This is a genomic window from Pantoea sp. X-Soil-MYKO-1289, from assembly GCF_059730625.1.
The window spans coordinates 3,978,645-3,993,198 of record NZ_AP036004.1 but is presented as its reverse complement, the minus strand read 5'-3'; the positions used below and the strand labels follow the sequence as shown (position 1 = coordinate 3,993,198).

At 59.4% G+C, this 14,554-nt stretch carries 16 protein-coding genes and 1 pseudogene; 6 read left to right on the top strand and 11 right to left on the bottom strand.

Annotated features, from left to right (window positions below; translation table 11 throughout):
* Positions 1 to 13 precede the first annotated feature (13 nt).
* Positions 14 to 1,198 carry a NupC/NupG family nucleoside CNT transporter gene (locus tag AC6I7Z_RS18945; RefSeq protein WP_316555931.1) on the bottom strand — a complete coding sequence of 395 codons (1,185 nt, stop codon included), beginning with the start codon at positions 1,196 to 1,198 and terminating at the stop codon, positions 14 to 16.
* A 145-nt stretch (positions 1,199 to 1,343) separates the two neighbouring features.
* Between AC6I7Z_RS18945 and rph the strand changes: the two genes are divergently transcribed.
* Both rph and pyrE read left to right on the top strand, forming a co-directional pair.
* A complete protein-coding gene (gene rph, locus AC6I7Z_RS18940) occupies positions 1,344 to 2,060 on the top strand; it encodes a ribonuclease PH (protein ID WP_033754298.1) in 717 nt (238 codons plus the stop codon).
* Positions 2,061 to 2,109: 49 nt separating this feature from the next.
* The gene (pyrE, locus tag AC6I7Z_RS18935; RefSeq protein ID WP_033754300.1) at positions 2,110 to 2,751 is read left to right on the top strand and encodes an orotate phosphoribosyltransferase; all 642 of its coding nucleotides are present in this window, start codon (positions 2,110 to 2,112) and stop codon (positions 2,749 to 2,751) included.
* Between the two features lie 60 nt (positions 2,752 to 2,811).
* Here the strand turns inward: pyrE and slmA are convergent, their stop codons facing one another.
* The 3 genes from slmA to coaBC form a co-directional block, all read right to left on the bottom strand.
* Positions 2,812 to 3,408: a nucleoid occlusion factor SlmA gene (slmA, locus tag AC6I7Z_RS18930; RefSeq protein ID WP_497815313.1), complete on the bottom strand. Its 597-nt coding sequence runs from the start codon at positions 3,406 to 3,408 to the stop codon at positions 2,812 to 2,814.
* Between the two features lie 111 nt (positions 3,409 to 3,519).
* Entirely contained in the window at positions 3,520 to 3,978 is a 459-nt protein-coding gene (dut, locus tag AC6I7Z_RS18925) for a dUTP diphosphatase (protein ID WP_434126454.1), read from the bottom strand.
* Positions 3,947 to 5,179, bottom strand: coding sequence for a bifunctional phosphopantothenoylcysteine decarboxylase/phosphopantothenate--cysteine ligase CoaBC (coaBC, locus tag AC6I7Z_RS18920; RefSeq protein ID WP_497815312.1), 1,233 nt, complete (start codon positions 5,177 to 5,179; stop codon positions 3,947 to 3,949). Before coaBC ends, dut begins: the two co-directional genes overlap by 32 nt.
* 181 nt (positions 5,180 to 5,360) lie before the next feature.
* On the opposite strand from coaBC, the gene radC reads away from it, so the two are divergent.
* From radC to mutM, 4 genes and pseudogenes are all read left to right on the top strand, one after another.
* On the top strand, positions 5,361 to 6,017 hold the full coding sequence (radC, locus tag AC6I7Z_RS18915; protein ID WP_497815311.1) for a RadC family protein: 657 nt from the start codon (positions 5,361 to 5,363) through the stop codon (positions 6,015 to 6,017).
* A 243-nt stretch (positions 6,018 to 6,260) separates the two neighbouring features.
* Positions 6,261 to 6,497 (top strand): 50S ribosomal protein L28, encoded by a 237-nt coding sequence (gene rpmB, locus AC6I7Z_RS18910; RefSeq protein WP_010616494.1) that lies wholly within the window; start codon positions 6,261 to 6,263, stop codon positions 6,495 to 6,497.
* An 11-nt stretch (positions 6,498 to 6,508) separates the two neighbouring features.
* Positions 6,509 to 6,676: a 50S ribosomal protein L33 gene (gene rpmG, locus AC6I7Z_RS18905; RefSeq protein WP_001051798.1), complete on the top strand. Its 168-nt coding sequence runs from the start codon at positions 6,509 to 6,511 to the stop codon at positions 6,674 to 6,676.
* Positions 6,677 to 6,745: 69 nt separating this feature from the next.
* A pseudogene (gene mutM / locus AC6I7Z_RS18900) lies at positions 6,746 to 7,557 on the top strand (bifunctional DNA-formamidopyrimidine glycosylase/DNA-(apurinic or apyrimidinic site) lyase).
* On the opposite strand, the gene coaD reads toward mutM, so the two are convergent.
* From coaD to AC6I7Z_RS18865, 7 genes are all read right to left on the bottom strand, one after another.
* A complete protein-coding gene (coaD, locus tag AC6I7Z_RS18895) occupies positions 7,558 to 8,037 on the bottom strand; it encodes a pantetheine-phosphate adenylyltransferase (RefSeq protein WP_497815310.1) in 480 nt (159 codons plus the stop codon). It abuts the pseudogene before it with no gap.
* Positions 8,034 to 8,810, bottom strand: coding sequence for a glycosyltransferase family 2 protein (locus AC6I7Z_RS18890; protein WP_497815309.1), 777 nt, complete (start codon positions 8,808 to 8,810; stop codon positions 8,034 to 8,036). The genes coaD and AC6I7Z_RS18890 overlap by 4 nt, the downstream gene beginning before the upstream one ends.
* On the bottom strand, positions 8,810 to 10,084 hold the full coding sequence (gene waaA / locus AC6I7Z_RS18885; protein ID WP_048782874.1) for a lipid IV(A) 3-deoxy-D-manno-octulosonic acid transferase: 1,275 nt from the start codon (positions 10,082 to 10,084) through the stop codon (positions 8,810 to 8,812). The genes AC6I7Z_RS18890 and waaA overlap by 1 nt, the downstream gene beginning before the upstream one ends.
* Positions 10,085 to 10,169: 85 nt before the next feature.
* Positions 10,170 to 11,303, bottom strand: a complete 1,134-nt coding sequence (locus AC6I7Z_RS18880) for a glycosyltransferase family 4 protein (protein WP_497815308.1) — start codon at positions 11,301 to 11,303, stop codon at positions 10,170 to 10,172.
* Entirely contained in the window at positions 11,296 to 12,372 is a 1,077-nt protein-coding gene (gene rfaQ, locus AC6I7Z_RS18875) for a putative lipopolysaccharide heptosyltransferase III (RefSeq protein WP_497815307.1), read from the bottom strand. Before rfaQ ends, AC6I7Z_RS18880 begins: the two co-directional genes overlap by 8 nt.
* A 72-nt stretch (positions 12,373 to 12,444) precedes the next feature.
* Positions 12,445 to 13,443: a glycosyltransferase gene (locus AC6I7Z_RS18870; RefSeq protein ID WP_497815306.1), complete on the bottom strand. Its 999-nt coding sequence runs from the start codon at positions 13,441 to 13,443 to the stop codon at positions 12,445 to 12,447.
* Positions 13,440 to 14,549, bottom strand: a complete 1,110-nt coding sequence (locus tag AC6I7Z_RS18865; RefSeq protein ID WP_497815305.1) for a glycosyltransferase family 9 protein — start codon at positions 14,547 to 14,549, stop codon at positions 13,440 to 13,442. The genes AC6I7Z_RS18870 and AC6I7Z_RS18865 overlap by 4 nt, the downstream gene beginning before the upstream one ends.
* Positions 14,550 to 14,554: the final 5 nt, after the last annotated feature.

Sequence of the window (14,554 nt, the reverse complement as noted above, 5' to 3'; positions counted from 1 at the left end):
CGCCGTACTGAGATTAGATAAACAGACCGGCGAAGGCTGCCGACAGCAGGCTCACCAGCGTGGAGCCGTAGACCAGCTTCCAGCCGAACCGGGAGACCACATTGCCCTGCTGTTCGTTCAGCCCTTTGATCGCGCCGGCGACGATGCCGATCGAGGCGACGTTGGCGAACGACACCAGGAACACCGAGAGAATGCCCAGTCCGCGCGGCGTCATGCCGGCCGCCACCTTTTGCAGCTCAATCATCGCCACGAACTCGTTCGCCACCAGCTTGGTCGCCATAATGCTGGCGGCCTGCAGCGCGTCGGCAGCGGGAATGCCGATCAGCCAGGCGAAGGGATAGAAGAGATAGCCGAGAATCTGCTGGAAGCTGTAGCCGAACAGCGCGCTGAATAGCGCATTGACCGCGGCGATCAGCGCGATAAAGCCGATCAGCATCGCCAGGATAATCATCGCGACCTTAAAGCCCGCCAGGATGTATTCGCCGAGCATCTCGAAAAAGCTTTGCTCTTCATGCAGCTTGTCGAGCGGGATCGCCGCTTCATCCTGCGCTTTGCCGGGATTGATAATCGAGAGAATAATAAAGGTGCTGAACATATTGAGCAGCAGCGCGGCAACCACATATTTCGGCTCGATCATCGACATATAGGCGCCGACGATAGAGAGCGATACGGTGGACATCGCCGTGGCGGCCATGGTGTAAAGGCGCTTCGGCGGGATATCGCCAAGAATGCCTTTATAGGCGATAAAGTTCTCCGACTGGCCGAGGACCAGCGTGCTGACGGCGTTGAACGACTCGAGCTTGCCCATGCCGTTAACTTTCGACAGCAGCGTACCCACCAGCCGAATCAGCAGCGGCAGGATGCGCCAGTGCTGCAAAATGCCGATTAGCGCCGAGATAAACACAATGGGGCAGAGCACGCCAAGAAAGATAAAGGCCAGCCCTTGCTTGCTCATATTGCCAAACACGAAGTCGGTGCCCTGCGCGGCGAAGGTCAGCAGCTTCTCAAAAAAGCCGCTGAAGGCGCCGACCGCCGCCTGTCCGCTGGCGGAGTGCAGGAAAAACCAGCCCAGCGCGGCTTCCACCACGATCAGCTGCACGATGTAACGCAGGCGTATCTGTTTGCGGTCATGACTGACCAGCAGCGCAAGGGCGAAGATCACCGCCAGCGCCAGCAGGAAATGAAGAATTGAGGTCATACTTTTTATTTTCAGTGAGTGAGGAAGGCGCATTTAGCCACAGACCGCGCGAAAATTCATCCGCCGATGCGTAATCCCGTCAGCAAGACAGGCGACGAGGAAGTCCGTATAATGCGCAGCCAATTCATTTCAGCCGGAGATTACCATGCGTCCAGCAGGCCGAAGCGCACAGCAGGTGCGTCCCGTCACCCTGACCCGAAACTACACCAAACATGCCGAGGGCTCAGTTCTGGTGGAGTTCGGCGAAACCAAAGTGCTCTGCACTGCTACCGTGGAAGAGAGTGTCCCGCGTTTCCTGAAAGGACAGGGACAAGGCTGGGTAACCGCCGAATATGGCATGCTGCCGCGCTCTACCCATAGCCGTATGGCGCGTGAAGCGGCCAAAGGCAAACAGGGCGGACGTACGCTGGAAATCCAGCGCCTGATCGCCCGCTCGCTGCGCGCGGCGGTCGATCTCAAAGCGCTGGGCGAATTTACCATCACGCTGGACTGCGACGTGATTCAGGCTGACGGCGGCACTCGTACCGCGTCGATTACCGGCGCCTGCGTGGCGCTGGCCGATGCGCTGAACAAGCTGGTGGCCGACGGCAAGCTGAAAGCGAACCCGATGAAAGGCATGGTGGCGGCGATTTCCGTCGGCATTGTTGAAGGCGAAGCGCGCTGCGATCTGGAGTATGTAGAAGACTCCGCCGCCGAAACCGACATGAACGTGGTGATGCTGGAAGATGGCCGCATGATCGAAGTGCAGGGCACGGCGGAAGGCGAGCCGTTCAGCCATGAGGAGTTGCTGTCGCTGCTCGCGCTGGCGCGCGGCGGCATCGAGGAACTGATTCAGGCGCAGAAAGCGGCGCTGAACAACTGATTTACCAGGCGACCAGAGAGTCGCCTTTTTTTTGCGAGAGGAGTGAGAGATGAAAGCCTGGCAGCGTCAGTTTATTGAATTCGCCCTGAACAAGCAGGTGCTGAAGTTCGGCGAATTTACCCTGAAGTCTGGCCGTAAAAGCCCCTATTTTTTCAATGCCGGCCTGTTCAACAGCGGTCGCGATCTGGCGCTGCTGGGCCGTTTCTACGCGCAGGCGTTAGTGGACGGCGGCGTCGACTTCGATCTGCTGTTCGGCCCCGCCTATAAAGGCATTCCTATCGCCACCACCACCGCCGTGGCGCTGGCCGATCACCATGACCGCGACGTGCCTTACTGCTTCAACCGCAAAGAGGCGAAAGATCATGGCGAAGGCGGTCTGCTGGTAGGCAGCCCGCTGGCGGGCCGCGTTATGCTGGTGGATGACGTCATCACCGCCGGCACGGCGATACGCGAATCGATGGACATTATCAACGCGCATAACGCCACGCTGGCGGGCGTGCTGATTTCCCTGGATCGACAGGAGCGCGGACGCGGCGATATTTCAGCGATTCAGGAGGTGGAGCGCGACTATAAATGTCAGGTTACCGCCATCATTACCCTGAAGGATCTGATTAGCTACCTGGAAGAGAAGCCTGAAATGGCGGATCATCTGGCGAAAGTGCGCGCCTATCAGAAAGAGTACGGCATTTAATGCCGATGGCTTCCCTTTCCCGCCTGGGAAAGGGAAACCAGCCCGGCTGACGCGCGCGGACTACACCAGCTGCGCGGCCAGCAGCGGCCAGCGGATATCGAAGTCGGCAGTTGGCCGAAAACGAAATTCCGAGCGCACGTAACGCGACAGGATGCCTTCGCAAAACGCCAGCAGCTGACTCGCCAGCAGCGTCTCGTCCGTCTCGAAGCCTTCGCCTTCACGCATTCTGCGTTCGCGCATCACCTGACGCAGCTGCACTTCAATACGCTCAAACAGCTGATTAATACGCCCCTGCAGGCGATCCTGCTCAAACATCAGCGCGTGGCCGGTCAAAATACGGGTCAGCCCCGGATTACGCTCACCAAATCCCAGAATCAGCTGCACGATAAGACGCAGGCGCGCCATCGTCTCTTTTTCATCTTTCAGGATCAGATTGATGCGGGTAATCAGACTGTCTTCAATAAACTCAATCAGGCTATCGAACATGCGCGTTTTGCTGGGAAAGTGGCGATAGAGCGCCGCTTCAGAAACGCCGACGTTGGCTGCCAGCTTGGCGGTGGTGATGCGCTGGCTACCGTCACTGGATTCCAGCATTTGCGCCAACGCCTGCAAAATTTCTTCGCGACGGTTCCGTTTGGCGAGTTTTTTTTCTGCCATGACCTTAAAAACCCCTGAAATTCACCTTAAACAGGCACACCTTCCTGTCAGCCCTAAGCGCGAGGCTTAAGGCTGAGTGGAAATAAACAGATGGTTAAGCAAAAATGGGCGTTACTGACGGCCTGAATGGCCGAAACCGCCTTCCCCACGGGCGCTGGCGTCGAAATCTTCCACCAGGTTGAACTCCGCCTGAACGACCGGCACGAAGACCAGCTGCGCAAGACGATCTCCTGGCTGCAGCGTAAAGCTCTGCTGGCCGCGGTTCCAGACCGATACCATTAGCTGGCCCTGATAGTCGGAGTCGATCAGGCCCACCAGATTGCCCAGCACGATGCCGTGCTTATGACCCAGGCCGGAGCGCGGCAGGATAACCGCCGCCAGGCTGGGATCGCCGATGTGGATCGCCAGGCCGGTCGGCACCAGCGTGGTCATACCGGGCGTGATTTCCAGCGCGCTCTCCAGGCAGGCGCGCAAATCGAGCCCGGCGGAGCCAGAGGTCGCGTAGGTCGGCAGCGGAAACTCCGCGCCTACGCGCGCATCAAGAATCTTTACGTCGATTTTTTTCATCATAAAGGCGGACAATCTCGTCTAATAAATGTTGGCCAAGGAGCGTCTTATCGCTGAGCGGTAAGCGTTTTTCTCCCTCCTGCCAAAAAAGGTGAAGCGCGTTGGTATCGCTGTTAAATCCCTGTCCGGCTTTCGCTACGTCGTTAGCGCAGATCAGGTCCAGATTTTTTCGTACCCGTTTTTGTCGTGCGTATTCTTCCACATTCTGGGTTTCTGCGGCAAATCCAACCACGTAAGGCCGGTTCTGCGGCATTGCGGCGACGCCCGCCACGATATCCGGGTTTTTCACCAGCTGGAGCGTGACGGCATCATCTTCGCCGCCCTGCTTTTTCATCTTTTCCGCCGCGATCGTCGCGGCGCGATAGTCCGCTACCGCGGCGCTGGCGATAAAAATGTGCTGCTTCGCCGCGTCAGCCATGACGGCGGCCTCCATCTCCAGCGCGGAGGTCACGTCGATACGGCGCACCGCCGGCGGCGTTGGCAGGCTCACCGGACCGCTCACCAGCGTCACGCTGGCGCCGCGGCTGGCGGCGGCGGCGGCAATGGAGAAGCCCATCTTGCCGGAGCTGTGATTGCTGATATAGCGCACCGGGTCGAGCGCTTCGCGCGTTGGACCGGCGGTGATCATAATGTTGAGATGTTGCAGATCGTTGACGGGCGACGCCCACTGCGCCGCATGGTCGACAATCGCCAGCGGATCGAGCATACGGCCAGGGCCTACGTCGCCGCACGCCTGGCTGCCGCTGTCAGGCCCCCAAATCAGCAGGCCGCGCGCCGCAAGCTGCTGCAGGTTATGCTGGGTGACGGCAGCGCGATACATCTGCTGGTTCATCGCCGGCACCACAGCCACGGGCGCGGCGGTGGCGAGGCAGGCGGTGGTTACCAGGTCGTTGGCCATACCGGCGTTCAAACGGGCGATAAGGTCGGCCGACGCCGGCGCCAGCACCACTAAATCGGCCCATTTCGCCAGTTCGATATGGCCCATCGCCGCTTCGGCGGCGGGATCGAGCAGGTCTTCGAATACCGGATGGCCGGAAACGGCCTGCAGGCTGAGCGGCGTAATAAAGGCTTTGGCGGCGGGCGTCATCATAACGCGCACCTCGGCGCCGCGATCGCGCAGGCGACGCACCAGCTCAGGCGCTTTATACGCCGCGATGCCGCCGCTCACGCCAAGCAGAATTTTTTTTCCGGCTAATCCCATCATGCTGTAGGCCTCATTTCGCTGGATGCCGCGTCAGGCGCGGCCGGGTGGCAGGACTCTATCATAAAGCCGCCCCCGCGCCTTTTCATCTCCTGCGTTTGCGAGGCGCCTCGTAAATCCAACAGAAGTTACTGGTTAAGTATACAGTATTTAACCATGATGTCGTCAACGGCAGGAGGCATTTATGGACAGTATGACACCACGGGAAAAATTACGGTCAATGGGCGCAGAGGCGTTAAGCGACGTCGAGCTGCTGGCGATCTTTCTGCGCACCGGCACGGTCGGCGCGAATGTCATTACGCTGGCGCAGCAGTTGCTGCAGCGTTTCGGCTCCCTTTACCACATCATGACTGCGGCGCCGGCGGAGTTCGACGAGATAAAAGGCGTGGGCGCCGCCAAGCTGGCGCAGCTGCACGCCATTGCTGAACTGGCGCGGCGCTTTTTCGCCAGTCAGATGGCGCGGGAAGATGTCATGGCGAACCCACAGGTCACGCGACACTATTTGCAGAGCGTGCTGGCGCATCAGGAGCGGGAAATCTTTATGGCGCTGTTTCTTGATAATCAGCACCGCGTATTACAGGCGCAGAAGATCTTTATGGGTTCTATCAACAGCGTCGAGGTGCATCCGCGCGAAATCGTGCGCGAGGCGCTGAAGCTTAACGCGGCGGCGATTATTCTCGCGCATAATCATCCTTCCGGCATGGCGGAGCCGAGCCGCGCCGATCGCCACATTACGCATAAGGTCAGCGCGGCCTGCACCCTGTTGAATATACGCCTGCTCGATCATCTGGTGATCGGTCACGGCGAGTATGTCTCTTTTGCGGAGCGTGGCTGGCTGTAAAAAGCCAGGTGCGGCAGGTGCAGGTGGCGGGTTTTTGCACGATCTTCAGGGATCTTTATCTGTTCGGGACTTGAGCACTTGCGCTGAGCGGCGTATACTACGCCACCTTTGAGAATCTCGGGTTTGGCGTTTGGGCCAGCTTAGCGGGTTCACATGGAACTCGCCTGGCGGGCTATGAGCCTGACGAGGCGGCCAAGACCTAGTTTTTAAAGCTCGAGCTGATTTGATTTTTGGAGAATAGACATGTCACGAGTCTGCCAGGTAACTGGAAAGCGTCCGGTGACCGGTAACAACCGTTCCCACGCAATGAACGCGACGAAACGCCGTTTCCTTCCGAACCTGCACTCACACCGTTTTTGGGTTGAGAGCGAGAAGCGCTTCGTTACTCTTCGTGTATCTGCTAAAGGTATGCGTGTTATTGATAAAAAGGGCATCGATACGGTTCTGGCCGAAATCCGCGCCCGTGGTGAGAAGTACTAAGGAACTGAATCATGGCTAAAGGTATTCGTGAGAAGATCAAGCTGGTTTCCTCTGCTGGTACAGGTCACTTCTATACCACCACGAAGAACAAACGTACTAAACCTGAGAAGCTGGAACTGAAAAAGTTCGATCCGGTTGTACGTCAGCACGTGATCTACAAAGAAGCCAAAATTAAATAATTTTGGTGTTCTGTGAAAAACCCGGCTTAGGCCGGGTTTTTTGTTTTTGCCGCTTTTTGAGGAGAGAACATGCCGGAATTACCCGAGGTCGAAACCAGCCGACGCGGCATAGAAAACCGCATCTGGTGGGCGAAAAAATTCTACATGCGGTGGTGCGCAATAGTCGCCTGCGCTGGCCGGTGTCGCAGGAGATCCATGCGCTCAGCGACCAGCCTGTGCTGAGCGTGCAGCGCCGCGCCAAATATCTGCTGCTGGAGCTGCCGCACGGCTGGATTATTATCCATCTCGGCATGTCCGGCAGCCTGCGCGTGCTGCCGGAAGAGCAGCCCGCCGCGAAACACGACCATGTCGATTTGGTGATGAGCAACGGCAAAGTGCTGCGCTACACCGATCCGCGCCGCTTCGGCGCCTGGCTGTGGAGCACCGATCCCGAAGGCAGCAACGTGCTGGCGCACCTGGGGCCTGAACCGCTCGGCGACGCCTTTAGCGGCGACTATCTCTATGAGAAGTCGCGCGGCAAGCGTACGGCGGTTAAACAATGGCTGATGGACAACAAGGTGGTGGTCGGCGTCGGCAATATCTACGCCAGCGAGTCGCTGTTCACGGCCGGGATCCTGCCCGATCGTCCGGCGATGAGCCTGAGCGATGAAGAGGCGCAGCGTCTGGCCGCGACCATTAAGGCGGTGCTGCTGCGTTCGATAGAGCAGGGCGGCACCACGCTGCGCGACTTTTTACAGAGCGACGGCAAGCCCGGCTATTTCGCTCAGGAGCTGCAGGTTTACGGCCGCGCCGGCGAACCCTGTCGCGCCTGCGGCACGCCCATCGTCAGCGGCAAGCATGGGCAGCGCAGCACCTTCTGGTGCCCCAACTGCCAGCGTTAATCAGGCCAGCTTCGCCAGCAGCGCCTGCAGCACGTGCGGCGGTAGAAAGGCGCTGACGTCGCCGCCGTGGCGTGCCACCTCTTTCACCAGCGAAGAAGAGACGAAAGAGAAGCCTTCGGTCGGCATCAGAAATACGCTCTCCAGCGTCGGCAGCAGATGGCGGTTCATATGGGCGAGCTGCATCTCATACTCGAAGTCGGACACCGCGCGCAGGCCGCGCACCAGCACATTGGCCTGCTGCGCCCGGGCGAAGTTCGCCATCAAATCGCTAAATCCCACCACCTCGACGTTCGGCAGATGCGCCACCATGTTTTGCGCCAGCTCGACGCGCTCGTCCAGGCTAAACATCGGCTTTTTGCTCGGGCTGGCGGCGACCGCCAGCACCACCCGATCGAACATCCGCGCGGCGCGCGTCACGATATCGAGATGGCCGAGCGTAACGGGATCGAAGGTTCCGGGATAAATCGCTTTAGTGCTCATAGACGGCCTTTGTCTGCGGCATGATTCAGCGCCCACAGCGCGGAATATTTGTTGAAAGTGTACTGCGCGTTGACCACGGCCAGAATCCAGCCCTGTTTGCCGTCGAGAAAGCCTGCGCGCAGCAGAAGCGTTTTCAGAAAGGCGCCCAGCGTATGGGAAAAGAGCGAGAAGAGGCCGCAGCGCTTGCCGCGCTGGTGGCGCTCCTGCGCCCAGGCGGCGGCGTAGGCCAGCTGCTTCTGCTGGAAAACGATCAGGTCGCGGCAGGTGAGATGTTGCAGGTCGCCCTGCAGCCGCACCACCGGCGCGCCCTGCGTTTCCAGCGACTCGTGCACCAGGTTGTCGTTATAGCTCAGCGCGCGCGGATAGAGGCGCATAACGCGATCCGGGTACCAGCCGCTGTGGCGCATAAATCGGCCGAGAAAGAGGTTGCTGCGGTTCAGGCTGTAGACGGTACCGGAAGGCGGCCGCGTCAGAACCGCTTCAATGCTGGCGCGCAGCGTCGGCGTCACGCGCTCGTCGGCATCGATCATCAGAATCATCTCGCCGCTGGCGTAGCGCTGCGCGCGCTGGCGCTGTTTGCCGAATCCGGCCCACGCTTCGGCGCGATAGACTTTAGCGCCAGCCTGGCGCGCAATCTCGGCGGTCTCGTCGCTGCTGCCGGAGTCCAGCAGGATAATCTCGTCTGCCCAGCTAACGGAGGCGAGACAGTCGGGCAGCAGCGCCGCTTCGTTTTTGGCGATCATCACTACGGAAAGGCGTTGGCGAGCGGTCATCAGTGGGCCCGCGGCGGTAAATGGGGTTCAAGCAACTGCAGCAAACGCTGCAGCGCGCCCTGATTCTGGTGCAGCACCTCGACCGCGTGACGGCCGTAATAAAGACGGTAATCCTCATCCTGCAGCAGATTGGTCACCTCTTTCTCCAGCGATATCACGTCGGTGACGGTAATCAGACCCTGCGCCTGCTGCAGCCTGGCGCAGATATCCTTGAAGTTCCAGATATGAGGGCCCATCAGCACCGGAATGGCGTGGGCGGCAGGCTCCAGCGGATTGTGTCCGCCGCGCTCGACCAGGCTGCCGCCGACGAAAGCGAGGTCGGCGATGCCATAAAGCAGCATCAGCTCGCCCATGGTGTCGCCGATCACCACCTGGGTCGAGCCGGAAGGAATTTCGCCGCTGCTGCGCAGGATAAAGCTGAAGTTGCGTTTCTGCGTCAGGTTGCGCGCATCGGTGAAGCGCTCTGGATGGCGAGGCACCAGAATCAGCAGCAGATCGGGAAAGGTTTGCAGCAGCCGACGATGCGCGTCCAGCACAATCGCCTCTTCCCCTTCATGGGTGCTGGTGGCGATCCAGACCGGACGGCGCGGCGCCCACTGACGACGCAGCGTTATCGCTCTGGCGGCCAGTTCGGGCGTCACGGAAATATCGAATTTCAGGCTGCCGGTTACCGCCAGCTGCGAGCGTTTTAGCCCCAGCGCAAGAAAGCGGTCGGCATCTTCCGTATTCTGCGCGGCGATCAGGGTAATGCGCTGCAGCAGGTCGCGCATAAAGCCGCCCAGCTTGCGATAGCCTTTAGCGGAACGCTCCGACAGGCGCGCATTGGCGATGACCAGCGGGATCTGGCGCTGATGCAGGATGCGGATAATATTGGGCCACAGCTCGGTTTCCATGATGATCACCAGCCGCGGATTGACCGTGTCGAGAAAACGGTTGATGGCGCCAGGCAGATCGTAAGGCAGATAAACGTGATGCACATCTTTGCCGAACGCCGACTGCGCGCGCTCAGAGCCGGTCGGCGTCATGGTGGTCACGGTAATCGGCAAGGTCGGATAACGATGACGCAGCGCGCGCACCAGGGGAACGGCCGCCAGGGTTTCGCCGACGGAGACCGAGTGCAACACGATGCCGTCCGGCTCCACTTTTCCCGTGCAGTAGCCGTAGCGCTCTGCCCAGCGTTTACGGTACGCCGGCGCTTTACGGCCGCGCAGCCAGAGGCGCAGCCAGATGAGCGGCTGGATGAGGTAGAGCAGAACGGTATAGAGGGTTGTCATAGTTATCGTTTCGACAGCCTGGCAGTAAAAATTTCACATAAATCAATCTATGTTACCAGAAAGCCCAGATACGCTCACCACTTTGTCAGCGACGCAGCAGGACCTGCTGATAAAGGGAAGTCAGCGACTGCGCCAGACGCTGAGGGCCGTAAGGCTCGATTCTGCGCCTTGCGGCTTCGCCTAAACGCGAATCAACCGAAAGCGCCGGTATCGCCATAATAGCCTGGTTCAACGCCTTGATATCTAACGCATCGCAAACGAAGCCTTCCTGACCAGCGGTAATAAATTCCGCGCCGCCGCAGCCGGTGCTGGTGATCACCGGCAAGCCGCAGGCCATCGCCTCCAGCACGACATTCGGAAAGGGATCGTAGAGCGTCGGCAGCAGCAGGCCGTCGGCGGCGTGGTAGAAGGGCTGCACATCCTGCTGCACGCCGACGAACCGCAGCCTGTCGAGGCAGTTCAGCTGGCTGGCGAGCTGCTGATAGCGCGACAGCTGCTTGTCCTGGCCGACCACAATCAGATAGCGGTCGCTGTTCGCCAGCGCTTCGATCGCCGCCTTTAACCCTTTGCGCTCGAAGCCGGAGCCGACGTAGATGAGTACCGTCGCGTTCTCCGGCAGCTGCAGCTGCTGACGCGTCGCACGGCGGCTCGCCTCGCTGGCGGGCTGAAAGCGCTGAGCGTCGATAGCGTTATGGATAACGTGGATTTTCTCCGCACTCAGCGAAAAGCAGCGCAGGATGTCGCGCTTCACCATCTCTGAGTTGCAGATGACCGCCTTCAGGGACGCGGCGTTGAACATCTCCGCTTCCGCCCGCAGCACGTAGCGATGATAGGGGCTCAGGGCGGCGCTGATGCGCTGCCACGGCGAGACGATGCGCGCCCGCTGCTCCAGCCAGACGCGATGCACGCCGTCGCCGGCGCGAAAAATATCGCAGCCCGCGATGCGTTCATGGCTCTGAACGATATCGAACCGCTCTTTTTCCCAGCAGGCGCGCGCCGCGCGCGCAAAGCCGCGCTCGCGCGAAATCCGCCCCAGCTTTGGCGGATTGCAGATGTGCAGATGCCAGTCGGGATTCGGCGTTCCCTGCCAGCTGCGCGTGATGATATTGAGATCCAGCTGCTCGCTGCCAAGCGCTTCCAGCGCGCGCGAGATAAAGCGCTCGGCACCGCCGTCAGGGCGATACTTCTGGCGGACGATCGCCAGGCGTAATTTAGTCATGCAGAAAATCCCTTGCGGCTTCGACCACATCATCGACAGGAATGGCGCTGAGATAGCGCTCGCGGGTGTTGGTATCGATGGCGTCTGGATTGGGCAGCGGGCCGTAATCGCCTGCCCAGATAACGCGATTATGGTCGCCCCATGGCCGCCAGAACTGCAGCTTGGTCGGCCCGAACAGCGCGATGCAGGGCGTGTCGAGCGCGGCGGCCATATGCATCGGCGCGGAGTCGACGCCGATAAAGAGTTGGGCGCGATCGATCAGCGCCGCCAGCTGCGGCAGCGTGAGCTGGCCCGCCAGCGTCACCAGATGCGGCGTCGTGCAGAGCGCCTGGATGCGCGCGATCATCGCCATCTCATGCTTGTCGGGCGCGGCGGTCAGCACCACTTTGCGGTTCGCCTGCGCCAGCTGATCGATGGTCGCGGCGACCTTCTCCTCTTCCCAGCACTTAAAGTTCCAGCGCGAGGTGGGCTGAAAGACGATAAACGCCTGGTCGACGCCCTGTTCAGCCAGCAGCGCATCGACTTTTTGTCCGTCGACGGCGCTGTAGTGCATAGAGGCGCGCGCGCCCTGCGGCGAGATGCCGAGCGGCGTCAGCGCCGTCATATTCTGCTCTACCGTATGCAGCTGATTATGGTTGCTGGTCGGCACCAGACAGTTGTGGCAGCGCCGCCAGAAGGCGTTGTTGCGCTTATTGAATGCGAAGCCGATACGCAGCGGCGCGCCGCTAACCAGGGTAATCAGCGCGCTGCGCCACTGGTCGGCGAGATTGATAACGATATCGTAATGGCTGGCGCGCACGGCGGCGAGCAGGTCGCGCTCGTGGCGTAGTTTGCGCCAGCTTCCTTCCTGCTTCCACTTGCGGTCGATAACGTGTAGCTGGCGAATCGCCGGATGCGCCTCCAGCATCGGCCGCGTCTCTTTGTAGAGCAGCACGTCGATATTGGCCTGCGGATAGCGCTGGCGCAGCGCGTTGATAACCGGCGTGGTAAGCAGCATATCGCCGTGGTGGCGCAGCTTGATTAGCAAAATATTGTGTGGGGTGACGTCTGCGTGAGTCGGGTTTGCCATACACAAATGCTCTTAATTTTCAGTGAGGCGATTGTAGGGCAAACCCTTCGGAGGGGAAACCTGCGGCGGCGCTTATTTGTCTCGCCAGCGCCAGAGGCGACTCAGCCACAGCAGCAGCTGATACCACTGTTTAACGCCGCGCGCGTTGCGCAGCATCCGCAGATGCGTCTTGCTGGCGAAAATATCCTGGATAATCGCCTGTTTCGCGGCCGGATCGGGCTCGCGGCGCACGCAGTGGCAGACGCTCAGCGCTTCATGAGTGATCTGCGCATGAAAAGCCGGATAGAGGGTCACGCTCTCTTTGTAGCGCGCGTTGATCTCCTCCAGCATGCGGGCGATCTTCAGGTAGTGGCGCTGATACTCCACGTTGCGCTGGCCGGTACGCTTGCGGTTGCTGATCGAGGCGTCGTGCATGTAGTAGCGATAAAGCACCTGTTCGGTATAGCGCACGCGCCGCGCGTTGAACATAAATTCGGTGGTCCAGGGAATATCCTGATGATGCAAGCCCGGTTCGAACCGGAGCTGCTTCTGCTCGATCAGCGACCGGCGGTAGATGCCCAGCCAGACCACATGCAGGTAACGTCGGGTTTTCAGCGCGGTATTCAGCCACGCCGCGCCATCCAGCACCGGCGTGCTGCGCAGGCGCTCCAGCGGGATCATCGGTTTGGTGCGCTGGTCGCGCTGGAAAAACCATTCGGCGTTGCACTGCGCGGCGTCGAGATCGTCCTGTTCCGCCATCTCTACCAGCGTTTTATACATCTCCGGCCGCATGGTGTCGTCTGAATCGGGAAAGGTGACGTACTTGCCGCGCGCGACTCGCAGTCCGGCATTGCGCGCGCGCGATACGCCGCCGTTTTCCTGATGGATCACCCTGATATGGGGATGCTGCGCCGCCCAGGCGTCGGCGCGCGCGCCGGAATCGTCGGTTGAACCGTCGTCGACGATAATGATTTCCAGCGAGGTCAGGGTCTGCGCCAGCAGCGACTGCATAAAGGCATCGAACATCTCGCCTGCGTTGTACATGGGAGAGATGATGCTGAGCAAAGGGGAAGAATCAGGCTGTCCTGTCATATTGTTCGTTTGTTTTTCCGTCGCGCCAGCTGCTTGTCCAGCCTGGCGGAAATAAAATCGTGGATATCGTTAAGCTTGCGTGCGTCCAGCTTATAGAGCTGTTCCGCGGGATGATGAAACTGATAGAGCGCCTCAAAGACAAACGAGGAGGGCGCTATGTGGTCTGGGCCAATCAACAGCACGTCACCAAGAGGACGTTGCTCCTCAACGCTGCACGGCCCGTATATCAGGATCACCGGCACCTGCTGCGCGTCCGCGATATAGACATTTCCGGAGTCCGAGGCGACGTAAAAATCCATTTCGCCAATAGCGGCCGGCAGGCTCTCCAGCGGAAGCTTACCGATGAGACTAACAATATTCTCTCGCTCGCCGGTTACCTTGAAGAGCTCCTGCATACGGGTCTGCTCATTGGGGGCGCCAAAGGCGTAAAACGTGCAGGGTAAATCGTCCAGGCTATCGAACAGCGTTTTCCAGATGGCGGGCGGGATGGTTTTAGCCTGGTTGCCTGCGGTGATGCTAAAGCCGATCCTGGCGCCCTGACCCGCATAAATCTCTTCCGGCAGCTTTTCCGGCTGCCAGAGCGGACGGGTAGCGTGAGTAGGGTAGCTCTCTTTGGTAAAAGAGCGGTCGGCCAGTTTTAAATAGTTCTCTACCGTTAGCGTGTTTTTTTCATGGCTGACCACGCCGCTGGCGGTCAGGTAAAAAATGTCCTGATAGGCTTTACGCTTATAGGTGGTTAAAAATTGCTTATTGCTGGCGTTGCAGCAGGCGGCGATAAATAAATTCAGGTTGTTGGGGTGCAGCAGATAGATATTGTCGTAACGATTGAGTAGCTGCCAAATCAGCCTGAACTTCTTTATCAGGCTGCTTTTGTGATCTTCGATATACCAGAGAGTCTCCAGCGTATCGTCGCGCTCCGCCAGCGGCGCAACGCTGCGGCTTAACAGCGCATCGCTTTTTTGCAGATGGGCAAGCAGCGGCGTGATATTCACGAAATCGCCGATTTTTGCTGTCTGAATCACCAGATTTTTACCCGTGCGAGGATGCAGCAGCTTCATCGCCCACTTCACCGGCAGAAACAGCAGAAAAAGTATTACGTAATTCAAAATAT

Coding starts and splice junctions, on each gene's coding strand:
- AC6I7Z_RS18945 (WP_316555931.1), bottom strand. CDS start 1,198: ATGACCTCAATTCTTCATTTCCTGCTGGCGCTGGCGGTGATCTTCGCC.
- rph (WP_033754298.1), top strand. CDS start 1,344: ATGCGTCCAGCAGGCCGAAGCGCACAGCAGGTGCGTCCCGTCACCCTG.
- pyrE (WP_033754300.1), top strand. CDS start 2,110: ATGAAAGCCTGGCAGCGTCAGTTTATTGAATTCGCCCTGAACAAGCAG.
- slmA (WP_497815313.1), bottom strand. CDS start 3,408: ATGGCAGAAAAAAAACTCGCCAAACGGAACCGTCGCGAAGAAATTTTG.
- dut (WP_434126454.1), bottom strand. CDS start 3,978: ATGATGAAAAAAATCGACGTAAAGATTCTTGATGCGCGCGTAGGCGCG.
- coaBC (WP_497815312.1), bottom strand. CDS start 5,179: ATGATGGGATTAGCCGGAAAAAAAATTCTGCTTGGCGTGAGCGGCGGC.
- radC (WP_497815311.1), top strand. CDS start 5,361: ATGGACAGTATGACACCACGGGAAAAATTACGGTCAATGGGCGCAGAG.
- rpmB (WP_010616494.1), top strand. CDS start 6,261: ATGTCACGAGTCTGCCAGGTAACTGGAAAGCGTCCGGTGACCGGTAAC.
- rpmG (WP_001051798.1), top strand. CDS start 6,509: ATGGCTAAAGGTATTCGTGAGAAGATCAAGCTGGTTTCCTCTGCTGGT.
- coaD (WP_497815310.1), bottom strand. CDS start 8,037: ATGAGCACTAAAGCGATTTATCCCGGAACCTTCGATCCCGTTACGCTC.
- AC6I7Z_RS18890 (WP_497815309.1), bottom strand. CDS start 8,810: ATGACCGCTCGCCAACGCCTTTCCGTAGTGATGATCGCCAAAAACGAA.
- waaA (WP_048782874.1), bottom strand. CDS start 10,084: ATGACAACCCTCTATACCGTTCTGCTCTACCTCATCCAGCCGCTCATC.
- AC6I7Z_RS18880 (WP_497815308.1), bottom strand. CDS start 11,303: ATGACTAAATTACGCCTGGCGATCGTCCGCCAGAAGTATCGCCCTGAC.
- rfaQ (WP_497815307.1), bottom strand. CDS start 12,372: ATGGCAAACCCGACTCACGCAGACGTCACCCCACACAATATTTTGCTA.
- AC6I7Z_RS18870 (WP_497815306.1), bottom strand. CDS start 13,443: ATGACAGGACAGCCTGATTCTTCCCCTTTGCTCAGCATCATCTCTCCC.